This is a genomic window from Streptomyces sp. NPDC053542, from assembly GCF_044544685.1.
GTDB lineage: Bacteria > Actinomycetota > Actinomycetes > Streptomycetales > Streptomycetaceae > Streptomyces.
The window spans coordinates 310,906-330,168 of sequence record NZ_JBITXL010000006.1; the positions used below are offsets into that span (position 1 = coordinate 310,906).

17 protein-coding genes are annotated in these 19,263 nt (G+C 73.4%); 7 read left to right on the top strand and 10 right to left on the bottom strand.

The window, feature by feature from the left end; all coding sequences use genetic code 11:
* Positions 1-18: 18 nt before the first annotated feature.
* On the bottom strand, positions 19-2,649 hold the full coding sequence (locus tag ACIGXO_RS19195; RefSeq protein WP_399787846.1) for a PQQ-binding-like beta-propeller repeat protein: 2,631 nt from the start codon (positions 2,647-2,649) through the stop codon (positions 19-21).
* 619 nt (positions 2,650-3,268) lie between these two features.
* Positions 3,269-4,033: a VOC family protein gene (locus ACIGXO_RS19200; protein WP_399787850.1), complete on the bottom strand. Its 765-nt coding sequence runs from the start codon at positions 4,031-4,033 to the stop codon at positions 3,269-3,271.
* 297 nt (positions 4,034-4,330) lie between these two features.
* Between ACIGXO_RS19200 and ACIGXO_RS19205 the strand changes: the two genes are divergently transcribed.
* The 3 genes from ACIGXO_RS19205 to ACIGXO_RS19215 all read left to right on the top strand — a co-directional run bounded on the left by ACIGXO_RS19205 (position 4,331) and on the right by ACIGXO_RS19215 (position 7,639).
* On the top strand, positions 4,331-4,978 hold the full coding sequence (locus ACIGXO_RS19205; RefSeq protein WP_399787853.1) for a TetR family transcriptional regulator: 648 nt from the start codon (positions 4,331-4,333) through the stop codon (positions 4,976-4,978).
* Positions 4,979-5,257: 279 nt separating this feature from the next.
* Positions 5,258-6,454, top strand: a complete 1,197-nt coding sequence (locus ACIGXO_RS19210) for a thiolase C-terminal domain-containing protein (RefSeq protein WP_399787856.1) — start codon at positions 5,258-5,260, stop codon at positions 6,452-6,454.
* A 114-nt stretch (positions 6,455-6,568) separates the two neighbouring features.
* A complete protein-coding gene (locus ACIGXO_RS19215) occupies positions 6,569-7,639 on the top strand; it encodes an aldo/keto reductase (protein ID WP_399787859.1) in 1,071 nt (356 codons plus the stop codon).
* A gap of 20 nt (positions 7,640-7,659) precedes the next feature.
* On the opposite strand, the gene ACIGXO_RS19220 is transcribed toward ACIGXO_RS19215, so the two are convergent.
* Positions 7,660-8,550, bottom strand: a complete 891-nt coding sequence (locus ACIGXO_RS19220) for an alpha/beta fold hydrolase (protein WP_399787862.1) — start codon at positions 8,548-8,550, stop codon at positions 7,660-7,662.
* Between the two features lie 95 nt (positions 8,551-8,645).
* Between ACIGXO_RS19220 and ACIGXO_RS19225 the strand changes: the two genes are divergently transcribed.
* Positions 8,646-9,350, top strand: a complete 705-nt coding sequence (locus ACIGXO_RS19225) for a pyridoxal 5'-phosphate synthase (RefSeq protein WP_399787864.1) — start codon at positions 8,646-8,648, stop codon at positions 9,348-9,350.
* A 98-nt stretch (positions 9,351-9,448) separates the two neighbouring features.
* On the opposite strand, the gene ACIGXO_RS19230 is transcribed toward ACIGXO_RS19225, so the two are convergent.
* The 3 genes from ACIGXO_RS19230 to ACIGXO_RS19240 all read right to left on the bottom strand — a co-directional run bounded on the left by ACIGXO_RS19230 (position 9,449) and on the right by ACIGXO_RS19240 (position 10,990).
* Positions 9,449-9,937, bottom strand: coding sequence for a GNAT family N-acetyltransferase (locus ACIGXO_RS19230; protein WP_399787868.1), 489 nt, complete (start codon positions 9,935-9,937; stop codon positions 9,449-9,451).
* A gap of 79 nt (positions 9,938-10,016) precedes the next feature.
* The gene (locus ACIGXO_RS19235; protein WP_399787871.1) at positions 10,017-10,541 is read right to left on the bottom strand and encodes a Zn-ribbon domain-containing OB-fold protein; all 525 of its coding nucleotides are present in this window, start codon (positions 10,539-10,541) and stop codon (positions 10,017-10,019) included.
* Positions 10,538-10,990 (bottom strand): DoxX family protein, encoded by a 453-nt coding sequence (locus tag ACIGXO_RS19240; RefSeq protein WP_399787874.1) that lies wholly within the window; start codon positions 10,988-10,990, stop codon positions 10,538-10,540. Before ACIGXO_RS19240 ends, ACIGXO_RS19235 begins: the two co-directional genes overlap by 4 nt.
* A 234-nt stretch (positions 10,991-11,224) precedes the next feature.
* On the opposite strand from ACIGXO_RS19240, the gene ACIGXO_RS19245 reads away from it, so the two are divergent.
* Positions 11,225-13,495: an acetate--CoA ligase family protein gene (locus tag ACIGXO_RS19245; protein ID WP_399787876.1), complete on the top strand. Its 2,271-nt coding sequence runs from the start codon at positions 11,225-11,227 to the stop codon at positions 13,493-13,495.
* A 73-nt stretch (positions 13,496-13,568) separates the two neighbouring features.
* Positions 13,569-14,438, top strand: a complete 870-nt coding sequence (locus ACIGXO_RS19250) for an enoyl-CoA hydratase/isomerase family protein (RefSeq protein WP_399787880.1) — start codon at positions 13,569-13,571, stop codon at positions 14,436-14,438.
* A 73-nt stretch (positions 14,439-14,511) separates the two neighbouring features.
* Here ACIGXO_RS19250 and ACIGXO_RS19255 read toward each other — a convergent pair whose 3' ends face one another.
* Both ACIGXO_RS19255 and ACIGXO_RS19260 read right to left on the bottom strand, forming a co-directional pair.
* Positions 14,512-15,063, bottom strand: a complete 552-nt coding sequence (locus ACIGXO_RS19255) for a hypothetical protein (RefSeq protein ID WP_399787883.1) — start codon at positions 15,061-15,063, stop codon at positions 14,512-14,514.
* 220 nt (positions 15,064-15,283) lie between these two features.
* A complete protein-coding gene (locus ACIGXO_RS19260) occupies positions 15,284-15,853 on the bottom strand; it encodes an RNA polymerase sigma factor (RefSeq protein ID WP_399787886.1) in 570 nt (189 codons plus the stop codon).
* A gap of 212 nt (positions 15,854-16,065) precedes the next feature.
* Between ACIGXO_RS19260 and ACIGXO_RS19265 the strand changes: the two genes are divergently transcribed.
* A complete protein-coding gene (locus ACIGXO_RS19265; protein ID WP_399787889.1) occupies positions 16,066-16,776 on the top strand; it encodes a flavin reductase family protein in 711 nt (236 codons plus the stop codon).
* On the opposite strand, the gene ACIGXO_RS19270 is transcribed toward ACIGXO_RS19265, so the two are convergent.
* Both ACIGXO_RS19270 and ACIGXO_RS19275 read right to left on the bottom strand, forming a co-directional pair.
* Positions 16,766-18,070, bottom strand: coding sequence for an MFS transporter (locus tag ACIGXO_RS19270; protein ID WP_399787892.1), 1,305 nt, complete (start codon positions 18,068-18,070; stop codon positions 16,766-16,768). The two genes, ACIGXO_RS19265 and ACIGXO_RS19270, sit on opposite strands and share 11 nt — an antisense overlap.
* Before the next feature lie 88 nt (positions 18,071-18,158).
* Positions 18,159-19,226, bottom strand: coding sequence for a Zn-dependent alcohol dehydrogenase (locus ACIGXO_RS19275; RefSeq protein WP_399787896.1), 1,068 nt, complete (start codon positions 19,224-19,226; stop codon positions 18,159-18,161).
* Between the last annotated feature and the right edge of the window lie 37 nt (positions 19,227-19,263).

Below are 19,263 nucleotides of genomic sequence, written 5' to 3' on the forward strand. Positions count from 1 at the left end.
CGGAACACAGGCGCGGCCCTAGGAGCGCCGCGCCTGCCCCGTGCCCTTCGCGGCGTCCAGCGCGTACACGCAGCGGTCCTTGCTGCAGGCGTAGACGACGCCGGCCGCGGCCACCGGGGTACCGGTGATCTCGCCGCCGGTCGCCAGCTTCCAGCGCAGCTGGCCGCCCATCGCGTCCAGCGTGTACAGGCAGTGGTCGGCGGACCCGAAGTGCACCCGGCCGTCCGCGGCCACCGGCGCACCGATGACCTCGCCGCCCGCCTGGAAGCGCCAGCGGGGCGTGCCCGAGACCGCGTCCAGCGTGTACAGGGCGTTGCCGCTGCCCAGGTGTACCGCGCCGTCGGCGACCAGTACCGGCTCGGTCGACTGGCGCGCCTCGGTGGCGATCCGCCAGCGGTCCCGGCCGTCGTTCGCGTCCAGCGCGTAGACCGTGCCGAGGTAGTCCGCGAGGTAGATGCCGCCGCCGGTGACGGCGGGCCCGGGGGCGTAGGCGGGCGGCGCCAGGAAGACCGCCGGCGCCTCGAAGTGCCAGCGGACGTCGCCGCGGTTGCTGTCGATGGCCAGGACGCGCGTGCCGGCCGCGACGTAGACCACGCCGTCCGGGGCGGTCAGCAGCCGCACGGGCACCCCGCCGCAGGACGCCGCGTCCCCGACCGGGTACGACCAGCGCTCGGCGCCCGTACGGGCCTCCAGCGCCTTCAGCCGGGCGTCCGCCCAGACGTACACCGTGCCCTCGTGGACGACGGGGCCGGACTCGGCGGTCTCGAAGTCGGTCTGCGCGCCGCCGATCTCCCACAGCAGCTCGCCGTTGGCCGCCTCCCACGCCTGTACGCCGCCGCCGCGGGTGCCGGTGACGACCGTGCCGCGGTCGACTCCGAGGCTGTAGACCCAGCCCTCGGTGTTCAGCCGCCACAGCTCGGAGCCGTCGGCGGCGTCCAGCGCGTACAGGCTCGGGCCGTCCGAGGCGTGGATCCGGCCGTCCGAGACGGCCATCGCCCAGGCGACCTCGCGGGTCTTGAACTGGCGCCGCCCGCTGGCCACGTCGAGCGCGTGCACCTCAAAGGACGTGACGTACAGCAGGTCACCGGAGACGACCGGGGTGCCCCACACATCGTTGGACATGCGGAAGCGCCAGGGGCGCCAGCGGCCGGGGCCGCCCTGCGCCGCGGGGTCGCCCGGCCCGCCGGCCGCGGCCGCGCCGTGGGCGCCCTGCGCGCCCGGTGCGGGCTGCGGAGGCACGGCGGGCGGCGGACCCGCGGGCCCCGGCGCCTGCACTCCGGCCGGCGGCCGTACCCAGTTCGTCGTCGGAGCGGGCTGCGCCTGCGGGGCGTGACCTTCCGCCGCCCGGGGACCGGGCCTTATCGGGGCCACCGCGCCGCCGAGCCGTACGGAGCCGTCCGGGCCCTCCACCTCCTGGGGCGGCGCGGGCGCGACGGGACCGGTGGGCGCGGGCGCGACCGGGCCGGTGGGCGCCGTCTGCGCGAGCGGTGCGCCGCCGCGCGGGTCGCCCATCCGGCGTGCACCCGGTCCGACCGCCGCGGAAGCGGCCCAGCCGGGGTCTCCGGTGGGCGCGGGCATCGGCGCGCTCTCCTGGTGCTGCGGCGCGGGCCGGGAGGCGGGCGGCGCCGGGGGCGGCGCGGACGGTACGGGCGGGGCGGCGGGCGGCCGCTCCGGCTGTGCGGAGTACCCGCCCCTGGCTGCGCGCCCCGAGGAGGCCGCGGCGCGCTGGGCGGGCTGCCGGGCGGCCGTCACCCGGCCGCCGCGCCGGCTCTCGATCAGGCCCACGGCGTTCCCCGGGAGCCAGGCCGAGGCCGTGCCACTGTCGTCGGTACCGGAGCCGAAGAGGTGCGGCGCCAGCTGGGACTGCAGGTCCGCGGGGCTGGGGCGGTTCTCGGCCGCCATCTGCATCGTGGCCTCGATCAGCGGCCGCAGCTCGTCCGGCAGGCCCTCCAGGTCCGGGCCCTCGCGCAGCAGCATGAAGACCGTCTCGACCGGGTTGGCACCGTGGAAGGGGGCGTGTCCGGTGGCGGCGAAGACCAGGGTGGAGCCGAGCGAGAAGATGTCGCTGGCCCCCGTGACGCTGCGCGAGTCACGCGCCTGCTCGGGCGACATGTACGCCGGCGTGCCGACGGCGACGTTCGTCATCGTCAAACGCGTGTTCGATACACCGCTGGCGATGCCGAAGTCGATCACGCGCGGACCGTCCTCGACGACCAGCACGTTCGACGGCTTCAGATCGCGGTGCACCAGGCCCGCGCCGTGGATGGACTGCAGGGCCTCGGCGACGCCGGCCGCCAGCCAGCGCACCGCCTGGGCCGGCAGCGGCCCGCACTCATTGACTATTTCTTCCAGGGAGGGAGCGGGGACGTACGCGGTCGCCAGCCAGGGCACCGCGGCGCGCGGATCGGCGTCGACCACCGCGGCGGTGTAGAAGCCGCTGACCGCGCGCGCCGCCTCCACCTCGCGCGTGAAGCGGACCCGGAACAGCTGGTCCTCGGCGAGCTCGGTACGGACCGTCTTGATCGCCACCCGCCGGCCGGACGCCGAACGCGCGAGATACACCAGCCCCATACCGCCGGCACCGAGACGGCCGAGCACCTCGAACGGGCCGATCCGCCGGGGATCGTGCTGCGTCAGCTGCTCCACCACTTGCCTGCCACCTCCCCGTGGGGCGTCAAAGAGACCCTCAAAAGCCAAGAGCCGCCGAGAGCCACTGCCCCGAGCAGCGTCTCACCGCCTGGCCGATTCGGCCGTACGCATGCTGATTCTTCCTGGCGAAGCCGACGGTTGCGAACCCGGGGGCTTCCCGTCGTGTCCCGTGTCCCGCCGGGCGGTACACGCAGGGCTCGTTACCTGCCGTTACACCCCGCATACGGGAGCACGTCGGGTCCCGTTCATGCGCCGACCGCACATATGTCCGATGACCACCGGGTGGCCGACGTCACGGCCCGGCGCACCTGCCGGCCCTCCTCGGACGCCGGTCCGTGCCCCGGTGTGCGGTCCGTCGTCGCCATTCCCATCCCCGTATGTACTGTTCTGTCCCGCGCGCTCACCGGCCTGCCGCCGAGCCCGCGGACCCGTTGCCGGGCCGCGCCGCCCGCGGCCCGGCAGCGGGAGCAGCCTCTTCCCAATTCTGCTGTGCCGAACGGCATTCGGGGGCCATGACCACGAACTAATTGGCGGATCGGTACGCCTACTTCGCAAGAGGAGGACCGTTTTGGGCCGAGGTGACGACTTATGCCCGTCTCCCCTGTCCCTACTTCCGTCCCTACTTCGGCGCCATCAGCCCGAAGGCCGCCCCCTGATTGTCGACGACCAGCGCGAGGGGGCCGCCGGGCGTCCCCTGGGGCTCGCTGAGGACCTTGCCGCCCTGCCGGACCGCCGTCCGCAGGGCCGCCTCCATCTCCTCGGCCAGGAAGAAGACGGTGAAGTGCGCCGGCAGCTCGGCCGGCGCCCGCGCGTCCAGCACGATCCGGCAGCCGATCTCGCGCTCCACCCCGGCGATCCGCCACGGCAGAAACGTGGGACTCGTCATCGGCCCCTCGGTCACCCCTTCGAAGCCGAAGACGTCCCCATAGAAGGCGTCGACCGCCTCCGGGGCGCGCGTGCTGAGCCCCATCCATGCGTACGCGCCGGGCTCGGCCTGCACCTCGAAGCCCTGGTGCCGGCCGGCCTGCCAGGCGCCGAAGACCGCGCCACCGGGGTCGACGCCCAGCATCATCGTGCCCAGGTCACCGAGCGGCGTGCCGTCGGAGATCACCTGGCCGCCCACCTCCCGGACCTTGGCGACGGTCCCGTTGAGGTCGGACGTCGCGAAGTAGACGCCCCATACGGTGGGCATCCGGCCGTCCTTCTTGGGCAGCAGGCCGGCGGCCTTGCGCCCGTCGAGCAGGGCCGTCGTGTAGTCGCCGAACTCGGGGGCGCTGTCCGAGAAGGTCCAGCCGAACAGCTCCCCATAGAAGCGCTTGCCCGCTTCGAGGTCCGGCAGCATCGCGTCCGCCCAGCAGGGGGCACCCTCCGCAAAAGCCGTCATACGGACAAAGTAGCCGGGCTTTCCGGCGCGCGCCCGGCGCGTACCGCCGCGCACGCCTCCGTACCGACCTCCCCACGCAGCCCTGCGCAGACCCCTCGCACATACCCCCGGGCGGTTGTCCACCGAAGTTGTCCACAGGCTGTTGATAAGATGATTCACTTGATCAGGCCAGTGCCGCCGAGATGGATCAGAGCCCCCGAAACCGTGCGGCGAAAGCCCATTTCCGGCCCGATTCGCCCCATCCCCATTTGCAGGCAGCCAAATCGCGCTCCGATCACCCCTCGGTAAGCTGACGGCATGACAGGACAAGTTCGAACCGTCGACGGCAGAGTCGCCGGCCGCCGCGGGCAGGCGACCCGGCAGAAGCTCCTCGACTGCCTCAGCGAGATGCTCAGTTCGTCCCCCTACCGGGACGTCAAGGTCATCGACGTCGCACGCAAGGCGGGCACTTCCCCCGCGACGTTCTACCAGTACTTCCCCGACGTCGAAGGCGCCGTTCTCGAGATCGCCGAGGAGATGGCCAAGGAGGGCGCGAGCCTGACCGAACTGGTCGCCGGGCGCTCCTGGGTCGGCAAGTCGGGCCGGCAGACGGCCGAGGAGCTGGTCGACGGCTTCCTCTCCTTCTGGCGGAAGCACGACGCGATCCTGCGCGTCGTCGACCTCGGCGCGGCGGAGGGCGACAAGCGGTTCTACAAGATCCGCATGAAGATCCTCAACGCCGTCACCAACTCCCTTACGGACTCCATCAAGGAGCTCCAGGCCAAGAACAAGGTGGACAAGGAGGTCAGCCCCGCGGCGATGGCCGGCTCGCTGGTCGCCATGCTCGCCGCGGTCGCCGGTCACCAGAAGGGCTTCACCAGCTGGGGCGTCAAGCAGGCCGAGCTCAAGCCGAACCTCGCGCTGCTCGTCCATCTCGGCGTGACGGGCAAGAAGCCCGCCAAGTAGCCGGGGCGCGGCGAGCGACCGCCGCCCCCGGTACGACGCGCCGCCAGGACCGCACACGTCCTGCCGCGCTCGCGCCCCCTGCCGGCCCGCCCTTCGTCCTGCCATATCTGCATACGCCTCGGGCACCGCCCGGACTCCCACGGAGAGCCGGACGGTGCCCGAGGCGTATCCGGACAGGGTGCGCTCCCCGTAGGGCGGCTCGTCACTACGGGATACGGCTTGCCTCCGACCACGGATACGCCCTGCCCCTACGCGTTTATCTGATGTACCGTCAGATTCATGACTACCGGGACCGGTACGACTCCTCCGTCAGGCACGCGCAGGGTCGCCGTCGCCGGAGTGGCGCTGGCCGACTGCGGACGCGTCGACGACGCCACCCCCTACGCCCTGCACGCACAGTCCGCCCGCCGCGCGCTGGCCGACTCCGGGCTGGACCGCTCGGTGATCGACGGCTTCGCCTCCGCCGGGCTCGGCACGCTCACCCCGATCGAGGTCGCGGAGTACCTGGGACTCCGCCCCACCTGGGTGGACTCCACCTCCGTCGGCGGCTCCACCTGGGAGGTCATGGCCGCGCACGCCGCCGACGCGATCGCCGCGGGCCATGCCAACGCGGTCCTGCTGGTGTACGGCTCGACCGCGCGCGCCGACCTCAAGGCGCGGCGCCGCACCGCCGACCTCTCCTTCGGGGCCCGCGGCCCCCTGCAGTTCGAAGTGCCCTACGGCCACACCCTGATAGCCAAGTACGCGATGGCCGCGCGCCGCCACATGCACCAGTACGGCACGACACTGGAACAGCTCGCCGAGGTCGCCGTTCAGGCGCGCGCCAACGCGGCGGCCAATCCTGACGCGATGTACCGGGACCCGATCACCACCGACGACGTGCTGTCCGGGCCGATGATCGCCGATCCGTTCACCAAGCTGCACTGCTGCGTCCGCTCCGACGGCGGCTGCGCGGTCCTGCTGGTCGCCGAGGACCGGGTACCGGACCTGGCCCGGCCGCCGGTCTGGGTGCTCGGCTCGGGCAGCGCCGTCTCGCACACCGCGATGTCGGAGTGGGACGACTTCACCGTCTCGCCGGCCGCCGTCTCCGGGCGGCTGGCCTTTGAGCGGGCGGGCGTGCGCCCGGACGAGATCGACCTCGCCCAGATCTACGACGCGTTCACCTACATGACGCTGGTGACGCTGGAGGACCTCGGCTTCTGCGCGAAGGGCGAGGGCGGCGCGTTCGTCGAGAAGGGGCGGCTGCTCCGGGACGGCGCGCTGCCGACGAACACCGACGGCGGCGGCCTCGCCGCCTGCCATCCCGGTATGCGCGGGCTGTTTCTGCTGGTCGAAGCGGTGCGGCAGCTGCGCGGCGAGGCCGGCGAGGGCCGTCAGGTACGGAAGGCGGGCGGCCGGCTGCCGCGTCTCGCGGTCGCCTCGGGCACCGGTGGGTGGTTCTGCTCGTCCGGAACGGTGGTGCTGGGGGCGGAGTGAGCGACCGGGAGCGGAGTGAAGGCGTGGGCGCCGTACCGCACGGCGCGTGAAGGTTGCGTTGGAGCGCGCTCCAGCTCCTAGCGTCGGGCTCACGACCCGACCAAAGGGGGAGCCATGCGGTACACACTGTTCGGCAGGACCGGTCTCCGGGTGAGCGAACTGAGCCTGGGCACCATGACGTTCGGCGAAGACTGGGGGTGGGGCGCCGGCAAGGACACCAGCCGGCGGATCCTCGACACGTACACCGACGCGGGCGGCAACTTCCTCGACACCGCCAACAACTACACGGACGGCAGCTCGGAGCGGATCCTCGGCGAGCTGCTCGCCGGCCGCCGCGACCAGTACGTCCTGGCCGGCAAGTACACCTGCGCCATCCGCAAGGGGGACGTGAACGCCGGCGGCAGCCACCGCAAGAACCTGGTGCAGTCGGTGGAGGCGAGCCTGGACCGGCTGCGCACCGACCGCCTGGACATCCTCTGGGTGCACGCGCGCGACAACTTCACCCCGGTCGAGGAGGTCATGCGGGCCCTGGACGACATCGTGCGGGCCGGCAAGGTGCTCTACGTCGGGGTGTCCGACTGGCCGGCCTGGGAGATCGCGCAGGCGAACACCCTTGCCGAGCTGCGCGGTTGGACCGCCTTCGCCGGGTCGCAGCTGCGCTACAACCTGTTGGAGCGCACGCCGGAGCGCGAACTGCTCCCGCAAGCCCGCGCTTTCGACCTGGCCGTACTCGCATGGGCGCCACTGGCCGCCGGCAAGCTCACCGGCAAGTACCGCCGCGGCGAATCCGGCCGACTGCGCGTCCTCGGCACGGAGAACAGTGCGGAGAACGGCACGGGCCAGCAGGAAGAGGCGATCATCAGCGCCGTCCTGGAGATCGCCGAACAGGGCGGCTGGAGCCCGGCCCAGGTGGCGCTGGCCTGGCTGCGGCAGCGGCCCGGCAACATCGTCCCGCTCGTCGGCGCCACCAAGGAGAGCCAGCTCCTGGACAACCTCGCCGCGGTCGACGTGGCACTGGACGCCGACGCGATGGCGCGGCTGGACGAGGTGAGCGCGGTACCGCTCGGCTTCCCGCACGAGTTCCTGCGCGAACCGGCGATCACCGAGAACGTGTACGGCGACCGCTGGGCCGACATCGACGACCGGCGCTCCACCTACCGGCGCACGGCGCACGAGGTCCGCTAGCGGTCCGCCGCTCCGCGGCGTCAGTCCTCGAGCAGCGCCCGGAGGACGGGACGGGCATGTGTCCACAGGAGCATGCCGCCCGCGTCCGGTACGAGGTGTCGTCGCGCGGTGCGTATACGGGTGGCGAGCCGGGCGCCGTGGTCCGGTGAGTGCGTGGGGGCGGTGTCCAGCGCGCCGTACCAGAGGTCGACCGGCACCCGGATCACCCCGGGATCGAACGGCCAGTGGCTCATGGCCAGCAGCGTGTCGCGCGCATACCCCGCCGGACCCGGCGCGAAGCCCTCGGTCATCGCCTCCTTGAAGGCAGCGGCGAACGCGGGCTGTTCCAGAAGGGCGCGGTCGGGCGCTCCGCTGCCCGCGGCGACCAGCTCGTACAGCACCTCCGGGCTGCCGAAGCCGGCGAACGAGCGCTCGGCGGCCACCGGGTCGGCCGCGGCCCGCTCGGTGAGGTACCGCACCTCGTCCGGCAGCAGCGCGTCGAACGCGGGCGCCGCGAGCTCGTCCGTACCGGAGACCACCGCGAGCCGGGTGAACAGCCCGGCGGCGGCGCAGGCCAGCGCGAACGGCGCGCCCTGGGAGAAGCCGACGCCGCGCAGCCCCGAGAGCCCGCGCAGTGCGACGAACTCCCGTACGTCCGCGGCCCAGCCGGTGAGCGTCCGGCCGGGCGACGGGTCGGAGGCGCCCAGCCCGGGGCGGTCCACGGAGATCAGCCGTACGCCCAGCTCCTCGACCGCCGCCGCGCCGAAACCGAGCCGCCGGGACGTGGCCGCACCGGGGCAGAGCAGTACCGGCGTCCCGTCCTCGGCCCCCCACTCGCCCCAGGCCAGCCGTCGCCCGTCGGCCAGCCGGACGGCCCCTCGCCGGGCAGGCGCGGGCACGGCGACGGCCGCTCCGGCCGAGATCGCAGACATGGCACCAGCCTCCGTCCCCGGTGCCGCCCACCGCAACCGAATTGCCGACGGGGCGCGAGGGACGCGGGCGGCGCGGCGGACGTACGCTGCCCGGCATGACCACGACGGACGACTCCCCCGAAGCCCACGCCTTCCGTGACCTGCTGCGCAGCCTGCGGGTCTGGACGGGCGAACTGCCCGCGTTCGATCCGTACGCCGTCCCCGAGGCGCCGCTGCCGCTGTTCCGGCAGTGGCTGGGCGAGGCGGCCGCCGCGGGCGTGCCGGAGCCGCACACGATGGCGCTGGCGACCGCGGACGCGGCGGGCAACCCGTCCGTGCGCATCGTGATGCTGCACGACGCCGACGAGAACGGCTGGCACTTCGCCTCCCACCGCGGCAGCCGCAAGGGCCGCGAGCTGGCCGCCCGGCCGCGCGCCTCGCTGTGCTTCTACTGGCCGCTGGTGGCGCGCCAGGTCCGGGTCGGCGGCGAGGTCATGACGGGCACCCCGGAGGAGAGCTCGGCCGATCTGCACCGCCGTTCACCGGGCGCGCTGGCCGCCGCGCTCGTGGGTCACCAGAGCGAGGTACTGGACTCGTACGCGGAGCTGGAGCGGGCGGCGGACGCGTCGTGGGAGCGGGCGCAGCGCGAGCCGGAGGCGGAGGTGGAGAGCTGGACGGCGTACGTGCTGCGCCCCACGGAGGTGGAGTTCTTCCAGGGCGACGCGCGCCGCCGGCACGTACGGCTGCGCTACCGGCTGTCGGACGAGCCGGCGGGCGACCGGGCGGGCGAGCGGTGGCAGCGGGAACTGCTGTGGCCGTGACGCCGACGGGCCGGGCCTTCGGGCACCGGGCCGGTTCAGGCACCGGCCGGTCCCGGCACCGGGCCGGTTCGGGCTCCGGGCCGGTCCCGGCACCGGCTTCAGAACCGCTGGTACATGATGTGCAGCCCGACGTAGCCCTTCTCCGGGTGCAGGAACGCCTCCGGCAGGGTCGTCATGATCTCGAAGCCGAGTGACCGCCAGAGCGCGACGGCACGGGTGTTGGTCTCCACGACGGCGTTGAACTGCATCGCCCGGTAGCTCTCGGAGCGGGCCCAGCGCAGTGCGTACTCGCCCAGGGCGCGGCCTACGCCCTTGCCGCCGTGCGACGGGTCGACCATGAAGCTGGCCCCGGCGATGTGCGCCGCGCCGCCCATGTGGTTGGGGTTCATCTTGGCCGTGCCCAGGACCGTGCCGTCCCCGTCGACCGCGACGACGGTGCGGCCCGGCGGGCTGAGCATCCACAGCGCGCGGCCCGCCTCCTTGTCGAGGTCGCGCGGGTAGGTGTACGTCTCCCCGGCGGCGACGATCGCGCGGAAGAACGGCCAGATGGCGTCCCAGTCCTCGGTGGTGGCTTCTCTGATCAGCACCCGCCCAGGGTGCCTCCGGGCTCCGCGCGTCGCCACCGGATTTTGCTGCGGGGGGGTGGGGCCCGGGGCGTGCGGTGGGTCAGGGCGCGCCGGCGGCGGGCCGGAAGACCGGGACGGCGGGCCCGCCCTCGTCGTCGGCGCGGAAGCAGACGCGCAGGTCCATGCCGATGCGCAACTCCGCCTCGGGGCAGTCGACGACCTCGGTCATCATCCGGGGGCCCTCGGCGAGGTCCACGACGGCGGCCGTGTACGGGACGCGGCCACCGAACGGCGGCAGGTCGTTCCGGTGCATCACGGACCACGTGTACAGCGTGGCGCGGCCGCTCGCCGCCTCCCAGACCACGTCCTCGCTCCAGCAGCGCGGGCAGAACTCCCGGGGGTAGTGATGCGCGGCTCCGCAGCCGGCGGACCGGCAGCGCCGGATCAGCAGCCGCCCCTCCGCCGCCGCGTCCCAGTACGGGCGGGTGAAGGCGTCGGCCTCGGGCAGGTCGTACCGGGCCTCGGCCGCGGTCCCGGGAGTCGCGGTCCTCGCAGTCGCGGTCCTCGCAGTCGCAGTACTCGGAGTCGTGGTCCCCGAAGTCGTGGTTCCCGAAGTCGTCGTCATCGGAACAGTCCCATCGCGGCGTCGAGCGACCAGGTCTGCCAGCTCATCGCGCCCAGCGCGACGAGCGAGATCAGGGCCATCATCGCGTTCTGCCCCTGCTCGGCCCAGTCGTGGATCATCAGTACGAGGTAGAGCAGGTTGAGCAGCAGGCCGCCGGCCAGCGCGACCGGCGTGAGGAAGCCGAGGACGAGACCGGCCCCGAGGGCGAGCTCTGCGTACACGACGACGTACGCCATCGCCTTCGGGCGCGGCCGTACGACCAGGTCGAAGCCGCGGCGCACCCCGGCCCAGCGGTGTTCCGCCGCCACACCGGCGGCCCACGCGATGCCCGTACCCCGCTCGAACCATCCCTTCTTGTCCTTGTGCCGCCAGCTCTCCAGCCACCACAGCCCCAGGCCGATACGGAGTACGGCGAGCCATTCGGGCCCGCCGAGCCAGATCGTCTGCATCGCGTCCTCCCGGGCCGCTGACCGCTGACCGTTTCTGACGGTGCGTCAGTCACACGAGCCAGTTCAGCGGAGAGAGCGGCCGGCGCGCAAGGGGCGGGAGGCGCTCCCCTTACCGCGCAACTCCGTGGCGCACGACCAGTAAGGCCAGCACAGGCCATTCCTGACTGGCCGTCAGTTCTGTAACCTGACTGAGCGTCAGGTACCAATCGGCGGTCAGACGGGAGCGGCGTAGCGATGCTGGGATCCACTCATGGCACCCTCACCACTCACTCGCGGCCCGCCCGGGTCGTGGCTTGCGGAGGCCCGACACCGCAGGCCGTGCACGGGACGGCCGGCCCGGAGCAGGTCGGCGGCGGCCCCGGCGCGGGCGGCGGCCGGGACGGCACCGGCGACCTGGACGTGAGCGGGCGACCGCTGTCCGCGGCCGTGCCGGACCTGGACCGCTTCTTCCGCCCCCGGTCCGTGGCCGTCATCGGCGCCTCGGACGGCGAGGGACGGCCCCATACCGGCATCACCCGCCGACTGATCGACTGGGCCGAGCGGGTCGGCGCCCGGCTGCACCCGGTCAACCCCGGCCGCACCTCCGTCTTCGGGCTGGCCTGTCACACCTCCGTCTCCGACCTGCCGGAACAGGTCGATCTCGCCGTACTGCTGGTCGCCGATCCACTGCCGGTCATCGAGGAACTGGCCGACGTCAAGGTGAAGTTCGCGGTCGCCTTCGCCGCCGGCTTCGCGGAGACCGGCGCCGACGGCGCGGCCGCGCAGGAGCGGCTGGCCGCGGCCGTCGCCCGCTCCGGCATCCGGCTGCTCGGCCCGAACACCAACCTCAACGCGTTCGAGACGTTCCGCGAGGACCTGGACGGGCCGGCGATCGCGCTGATCACGCAGTCAGGCCACCAGGGCCGCCCCGTCTTCGCCCTCCAGGAGCTGGGCATCCGCCTCTCGCACTGGGCCCCGACCGGCAACGAGGCCGACCTGGAGACCGCGGACTTCCTCTCCTACTTCGCCTCCCGTCCCGAGGTCGGCGCCATCGCCGCTTATGTGGAAGGGCTCAAGGACGGCCGCGGCTTCCTGCTCGCCGCCGACCGCGCGGCCCGCAACAAGGTCCCGGTCGTCGCGGTCAAGGTCGGCCGCACCGAGACCGGCGCCCGCACCGCCGCCTCGCACACCGGCAAGCTCACCGGCGCCGACGAGGTGGTGGACGCGGCGATGCGGCAGTTCGGCGTGGTCCGCGTCGACGGGCTGGACGAGCTGCAGGACACCGCGGCGCTGCTGGCCAGGGCCCGCCCGCCGGCCGCCGAGGGCGTCGCCGTCTATTCGATATCGGGCGGCACCGGCGCGCACTTCGCCGACCTGGCGACGGCGGCCGGCCTGCACCTGCCGACGCTCGGCGAGGACCGGCAGCGCGAGCTGCACCAGTGGATACCGGACTACCTCAACGTCGCCAACCCGATCGACAACGGCGGGCACCCCGTGGGTGACTGGCGCGGCCGGAAGATCATCGACGCGATCCTCGCCGACCCGTCCGTGGGCGTCCTGATCTGCCCGATCACCGGGCCCTTCCCGCCGATGAGCGACAAGCTCGCGCAGGACCTGGTGGACGCGGCGGAGCGCACGGACAAGCTGGTGTGCGTGGTGTGGGGCTCGCCGGTCGGCACCGAGGACGCCTACCGGCGGACCCTGCTCGGCTCCTCGCGGGTGGCCACCTTCCGTACCTTCGCCAACTGCGTCACGGCCGTCCGCGCCCATCTCGAACACCACCGCTTCACGGCTTCCTACCGCTCCCCCTTCGACGAGGCGCCGCGCACCCCCTCGCCGTCCGCGCGCAAGGCGCAGGCGCTGCTGCGCCCGGGCGAACAGCTCAGCGAGCACGCCGGGAAGCAGCTGCTGCGCGCCTACGGCATCCGCGTGCCCCGCGAACAGCTCGTGACCAGCGCGGCGGGGGCCGTCCGGGCGGCGGCCCAGGTCGGCTACCCCCTCGTCATGAAGGCATCCGGGCCGCGGCTGGCCCACAAAAGCGAACTGGGCCTGGTCAGGATCGGTCTGACCTCGGCCAGCCAGGTCAGGGACGCCTACCGCGAGCTGACGGACATCGCGCGCTACGAAGACGTCACGCTGGACGGGGTACTCGTGTGCCAACTGGTCGAGCCGGGTGTGGAGATGGTCGTCGGCGTCACGCCCGATCCGCTCTTCGGGCCGACCGTGACCGTCGGGCTGGGCGGCGTCCTCGTCGAAGTACTGCGGGACACCGCGGTGGCCGTGCCGCCCTTCGGTGAGGACCAGGCGCGCGCGGCGCTCGGCCGGCTGCGGGGCCACGCACTGCTGGAGGGGGTCAGGGGGGCGCCGCCGGCCGACACCGACGCGCTGGTCGAGGTCATGCTGCGGGTCCAGCGGATGGCGCTGGAGCTGGACGGTCAGCTGGCCGAGCTCGACATCAACCCGCTGGTCGTCCTCCCCAAGGGCCAGGGCGCCGTGGCCCTCGACGCGCTCGCCGTCTGCCATTGAACGCCGGCGTCCGCTTCCCTGCCGCACCGGCAGCCGTGTCCACGCCGACGCCAGAAGCTGGAGCAGCTTGACCATGACGACCTCCCCCGACGGTCCCGACGGGACCTCCGAATCCTTGATACTCCACACCACTGACAATGGCGTGGCGTGGATCACTCTCAACCGCCCGCAGGCGATGCACGCTCTCACCCCCGACCAGCGCGAACGCATCATTTCGCGGCTCGCGGAAGTCTCCGGCGACCCGGCCGTGCGCGCCGTGGTGATCACCGCGGCCGGCCGCGCGTTCTGCGCGGGCGCGGACCTGCGGCCCCGGCCCGGCGACAACGGCAGCGGCACTGGCACCGGCAGCGGCACCGGCACCGGCACCGGCAGCGAGCGGATCGCCGGCGATGTCGCACGGATGATCCGGCAGGGCGCCCAGCGGCTGATCACCGCGGTCATGGACTGCGAGAAACCGGTGATCGCGGCCGTCAACGGCACCGCCGCGGGACTCGGCGCGCACCTCGCCCTCGCCTGCGACCTCGTACTGGCCGCCGAATCGGCCACGTTCATCGAGGTGTTCGTGCGCCGTGGCCTGGTCCCCGACGCCGGCGGCGCGTATCTGCTGCCCCGGCTGATCGGTCCGCAGCGCGCGAAGGAGCTGATGTTCTTCGGCGACGCGCTGCCCGCCGCCGAGGCCGAGCGGCTCGGGCTGGTCAACAGGGTGGTACCGGACGGCGAACTGGCGAAGACCGCGGCCGCCTGGGCCGACCGGCTGGCGGCCGGCCCGACACGCGCGCTGGCCCTCACCAAGCAGCTGGTCAACGCCTCGTTGGACACCGACCGCGGCGCGGCCTTCGCCGCCGAGGCCGCCGCTCAGGAGATCAACATGACGACGGCGGACGCGCAGGAGGGGGTGGCGGCCTTCGTGGCACGCCGCACACCGGAGTACCGCGGCCGCTGACCCCGAGGGGCCCGCTTCCCGCCGGAACTCACCACTGAGGCAGCCGCCCAGCGCTCACCACCGGGGCGGGCGCCTAGGACTCCCCACTGGGGCAGAGCGGTACCTGGTGGACGTCGCGGGTGTGGACGCCCGGCAGCCAGCCCTCGGCGCCCTCCGCGGAGGTCACCCGGTACCAGCGGTGGGATACCGTGCCCGCCTTGTCCCGCACGAGGCGTCCGTTGGTGAGGACGCACTCCGTGGCCAGCCGGTCGCCGTTCCAGACGCGGCCCGCGGCGTTCCCCGGGGCGGCGTACGCCTGGTGCGGGTCCCGGGCCAGGCGCAGCGCGCACCGTACGGTGCGCGACTTCTCGCACGCCGGCTCACTGTTGTACACCGTGACCTCCAGCCCCGTCCCGGGACCGGGCGGCGCCGGGCGCTCGCTGCCCGTTCCCACGAGCCGCCACACGCCGAGGCCCAGGGCGAGCGCCGCCACGGCGAAGAGCACCGTCATCAGCTGCGGCCGGCGGCGCAGGAACGACAGGGGGCTGCGGGGCGCGCCGGGTGCGGGCGCGGACTCGGCTATCCGGGTCCACAGCCCGGGCGGTGGCTGGATTTCCGCGTCGGCCGCCCGGAGACGTTCCCGCAATATCGTTTCGGCACTCCGGCGTCCCGGCCCGTTCCGGTAACCGCTGCGGGGGTTCCGCCGCCCGCCCCGGAGGCGCGCGCGGTCACTGCGGGGATGTCCCTGCCCGCCCCCGGGGCACCACTGCCCGTCCCCGGAGCATCCCCGGCCGTCCCCGGATTCGTCCCGCCCGTCCCCAGGGGCCACGTGCGTGTTCCCGAAGTCGTCTCTCTCCACGGCGTGTTCACCTCCCCGTGAGGTCGTACGGCGAAGCGGCGAGGTAGTCGCGCAGCCGGTCCAGGGCGCGGGCCCGGTGCCGGGCCGCCGTGCACCGCTGCACCTTCATGATCCTGGCGGCCTTGCCGATGGTGTATCCGTCCAGGTCGACGAGGATGACCAGGCCGGCCTGGCGGTGCGAGAGCCGGCTCAGCATCCGTACCGCTTCCAGCTCGGCCTGACGGCGCTCCCGTGCGCCGTCCCAGCCGGCGCCGGGCAGCTCCCGCATGAGGGCGCCGCTGCCGGGCCCGTCCTCCGGGCCGCCCTCGCCGATCAGCGCCTGCCGGCGCTCCCTGCGGTGCGCCTCCCGGGCGACGCTCAGCAGGGCCGTGAAGGCCCGGGCGTACGGCTCCGGATGGTCCAGGAAGCGGTATGGACGCCCGGCGAGCTTCAAGTACGCCTCGTGCACGATGTCCTCCGCCGCCTGCCGGGACCCGGCAAGCAGCACCGCCCTGCGGTAGAGCCGCGGCAGCAGCCCGCAGAAGACGTCGTCGAAGGACGGCGACGGGAGGGACGACGACGCCATCGCATCGGTCATGCGGCGGAACTCTCCCCGGATCCGATACGGGTGCGGCCGTGAGGGAGATACCCGGCATGATCCGCCGCCAACCGACCGAATACCGACAATTATTCGATCCGCCGGTGATCCGCCACCGGGCGCCGCCCGCGCAGCCCGCCCGGCCCCGCGCGCCCCACCCTTCCTATCTGACGGCCCATCAGATTCAATGAGGGCGTGGAAGGGAGCGCAGCATGATGGGACATGCCGGCATGGCGGCCACAGCGGTGCGTTATCTGCGTGCGGCCGGCGCCACGGCCTCGGCCACGGCGGCGTCCGGGTCCGCTGTGCCCGATGCCCAGGGAACGGCTTCCAGGGCGCCTCTGCGGGCCGTACGCGAGGACGAGCGGGCCCCGGTCGGCCGGGACGAATTCCGGCGCGTGCTGGGCCACTTCGCGAGCGGCGTCACGGTCATCACGGCGCCGGGCGACGCGACCGGACCCGAACCGTGTGACGCGGCCGGCCTCGCACCCGGCGACCCGGACCGTCCCGCGCCCGCCGGCTTCGCCTGCCAGTCGTTCGCCTCGCTCTCCCTGGACCCGCCGCTGGTGGCCTTCATGGTGGCGCGCACGTCCACGACCTGGCCGCGGATCGCCCGGGCCGGGGTCTTCTGCGTCAACATCCTGGGCGCGGGCCAGAGCGCGCTGTGCCGCGGCTTCGCGGTCAGCGGCGCCGACAAGTTCGCCGGGGTACGGCACGTGCCGGCGCCGGTGAGCGGCTCCCCGCGGCTTGAGGACGTACCGGCCTGGATCGACTGCACCGTCCAGGCCGTCCACACGGGTGGCGACCACCTCGTCGTCGTGGGCCGGGTGGACGCGCTCGGCACGGACGAGGCGGCGGCCGCCGCGGGGCCGTTGCTGTTCCACCGGGGGATGTTCGGGGAGTTCCGCGAGTTCAGGGGCTGATCTGCGGCTCCGTGCGCCGCCGGATCACCAGTGCCATCAGGACCGCCAGGGCGCACAGGGCTCCGGAGGCGTACCAGACCGGGTCGTACGTGCCGAGCGCGTCCCGGGCGAGGCCGCCGGCGAAGGCGATGAGGGCGGCGCCCACTTGGTGGGAGGCCAGCACCCAGCCGAAGACGATCGCGGCGTCGTCCCCGTAGTGCTCGCGGCACAGCGCAATTGTGGGCGGCACGGTCGCGACCCAGTCCAGGCCGTAGAAGACGATGAAGAAGAGCATCGGCGGGTGGACCGCGTCCGAGAGCAGCATGGGCAGGAACATCAGGGAGACGCCGCGCAGCCCGTAGTACGCGGCGAGCAGCCGGCGGCTGTCGAAGCGGTCGGTGAACCAGCCGGAGGCGACCGTCCCGAGGATGTCGAAGATCCCGATGACGGCGAGCAGCGAGGCGGCGAGCGTCATCGGCATGCCGTGATCGTGGGCCGCGGGCACGAAGTGCGTCTTGACCAGGCCGTTCGTGGTGGCGCCGCAGATCGCGAAGGTACCGGCGAGGAGCCAGAAGGGGCCCGTGCGCGCGGCGTTGGCGAGCGCGCCGAGCGCGCGCCGGGCGGCGCCTCGTTGCGGAGCGGGGCGCGGTACGAGCTCCGTCGCGCCGTACGGTGCCACGCCCACGTCCGCAGGGTGGTCGCGCAGCAGCAGCCACACCAGCGGCACGACGGCCACGGCGGTCAGCGCCACCGTGACGGCCGCGGGCCGCCAGCCGTGGCCCTCGACGATCCAGGAGAGCAGCGGGAGGAAGATCAGCTGGCCGGACGCGCCCGCGGCGGTGAGGATGCCGGTGACCAGGCCGCGCCGCTGGACGAACCAGCGCCCGGTGACGGTGGCGGCGAAGGCCAGCGCCATGGAGCCGCTGCCCAGGCCGACGAGGACGCCCCAGTAGAGGATCAGCTGCCAGGAGGCGGTCATCACCACGGTGAGCCCGGCGCCGGCCGCGATCACGGCGAGCGCCGCGGCGACGACCCGGCGGATGCCGAACCGGTCCATGAGCGCGGCCGCGAAGGGGGCGGTGAGCCCGTACAGCGCGAGGTTCACCGATACCGCGAACCCGATGGTGCCGCGCGACCAGTGGAACTCCTCGTGCAGCGGCTCGATGAGCAGGCCCGGCAACGAGGCGAAGCCGGCGGCGCCGATGAGGGTGAGGAAGGTGACCGCGGCGACGGACCACGCGCGGTGCGGGCGGCGGCGCGTGGGAGGCGTCGCCGCCGGAATGGCTTCTCGGAGCTCGGGAGGAGTCTGCGTCACCCGATCAGTTTCGGGCAGCGACCCGCCACCCTCGAGTGGCCAGATGGCCACGATCCATCAGGATCGGGCCAGGCACGCCACTCAAGGATCAGAAGAGGAGCACTCCCCGCGCCAGCCTCCCCTCCACCGCGTCCGCCGCCGCCTTCGCGAAGTCCTCCACCGGGTACGTCCGGGTGACCAGCTCGTCCAGGAGCAGCCGCCCCGTGCGGTACAGCTCCGCGTACAGCGCGATGTCCCGCTGCGGCCGCGACGAGCCGTACCGGCAGCCCAGGATCGCCTTGTCCAGGTACATCGACGACACCAGGAAGGACGCCTCCGCGTCGGCCGGCGGGACGCCGAGCAGCACCGCCTGGCCGTGCCGGTCCAGCAGGTCGACCGCCTGCCGGATCAGCCGGGCGCTGCCCACGCACTCGAAGGCGTGGTCGGCGCCCGTGGGCAGGATGTCGCGCACCGCCGCCACGGTGCCGGCCGGCGCCGACGCGTCCACGAAGTGCGTCGCGCCGAACTGCCGTGCCACCGCCTCCTTCGCCGCGTTCGCGTCCACCGCGACGATCGTCGACGCACCCGCGATACGGGCCCCCTGCAGGACGTTCAGCCCGATGCCGCCGGACCCGATCACCACCACCGACTCGCCATGGCCGACCCGGGCGCGGTTGAGCACCGCCCCGACGCCCGTCAGCACGCCGCACCCCAGGAGCGCGGCGGAGGCCATCGGGAGGCCGGCGGGGATCTTCACCGCCTGGACGGCCTTGACCACCGTGCGCTCGGCGAACGCGGAGTTGGAGGCGAAGCTGTACAGCCGCGTATCACCGCGCCGGAAGGGCTGGCCCGGCATGCCGATCGCCTTCCGGCACATCGTCGGCCGTCCCCGGTCGCACTCCGCGCACGCCCCGCAGTTGGCGAGCGTGGACAGCGCCACATGATCCCCCGGCACCACATGCGAAACCCCTTCCCCCACGGCCTCGACGACCCCGGCGCCCTCGTGCCCCAGCACGACCGGCACCGGAAAGGGAATCGTCCCATCGACCACTGACACATCGCTGTGGCACAGCCCCGCCGCGCGGATGCCGACCAGGACCTCGCCCGGCCCCGGAGCGCGCACCTCCAGGTCGGTCACGAACCGCGGCGCCTCGCCATCGAAGATCACACCCCGCACGACGCCCGCCTCTCCCCCGCCAAGTCCCCCGGAAAGC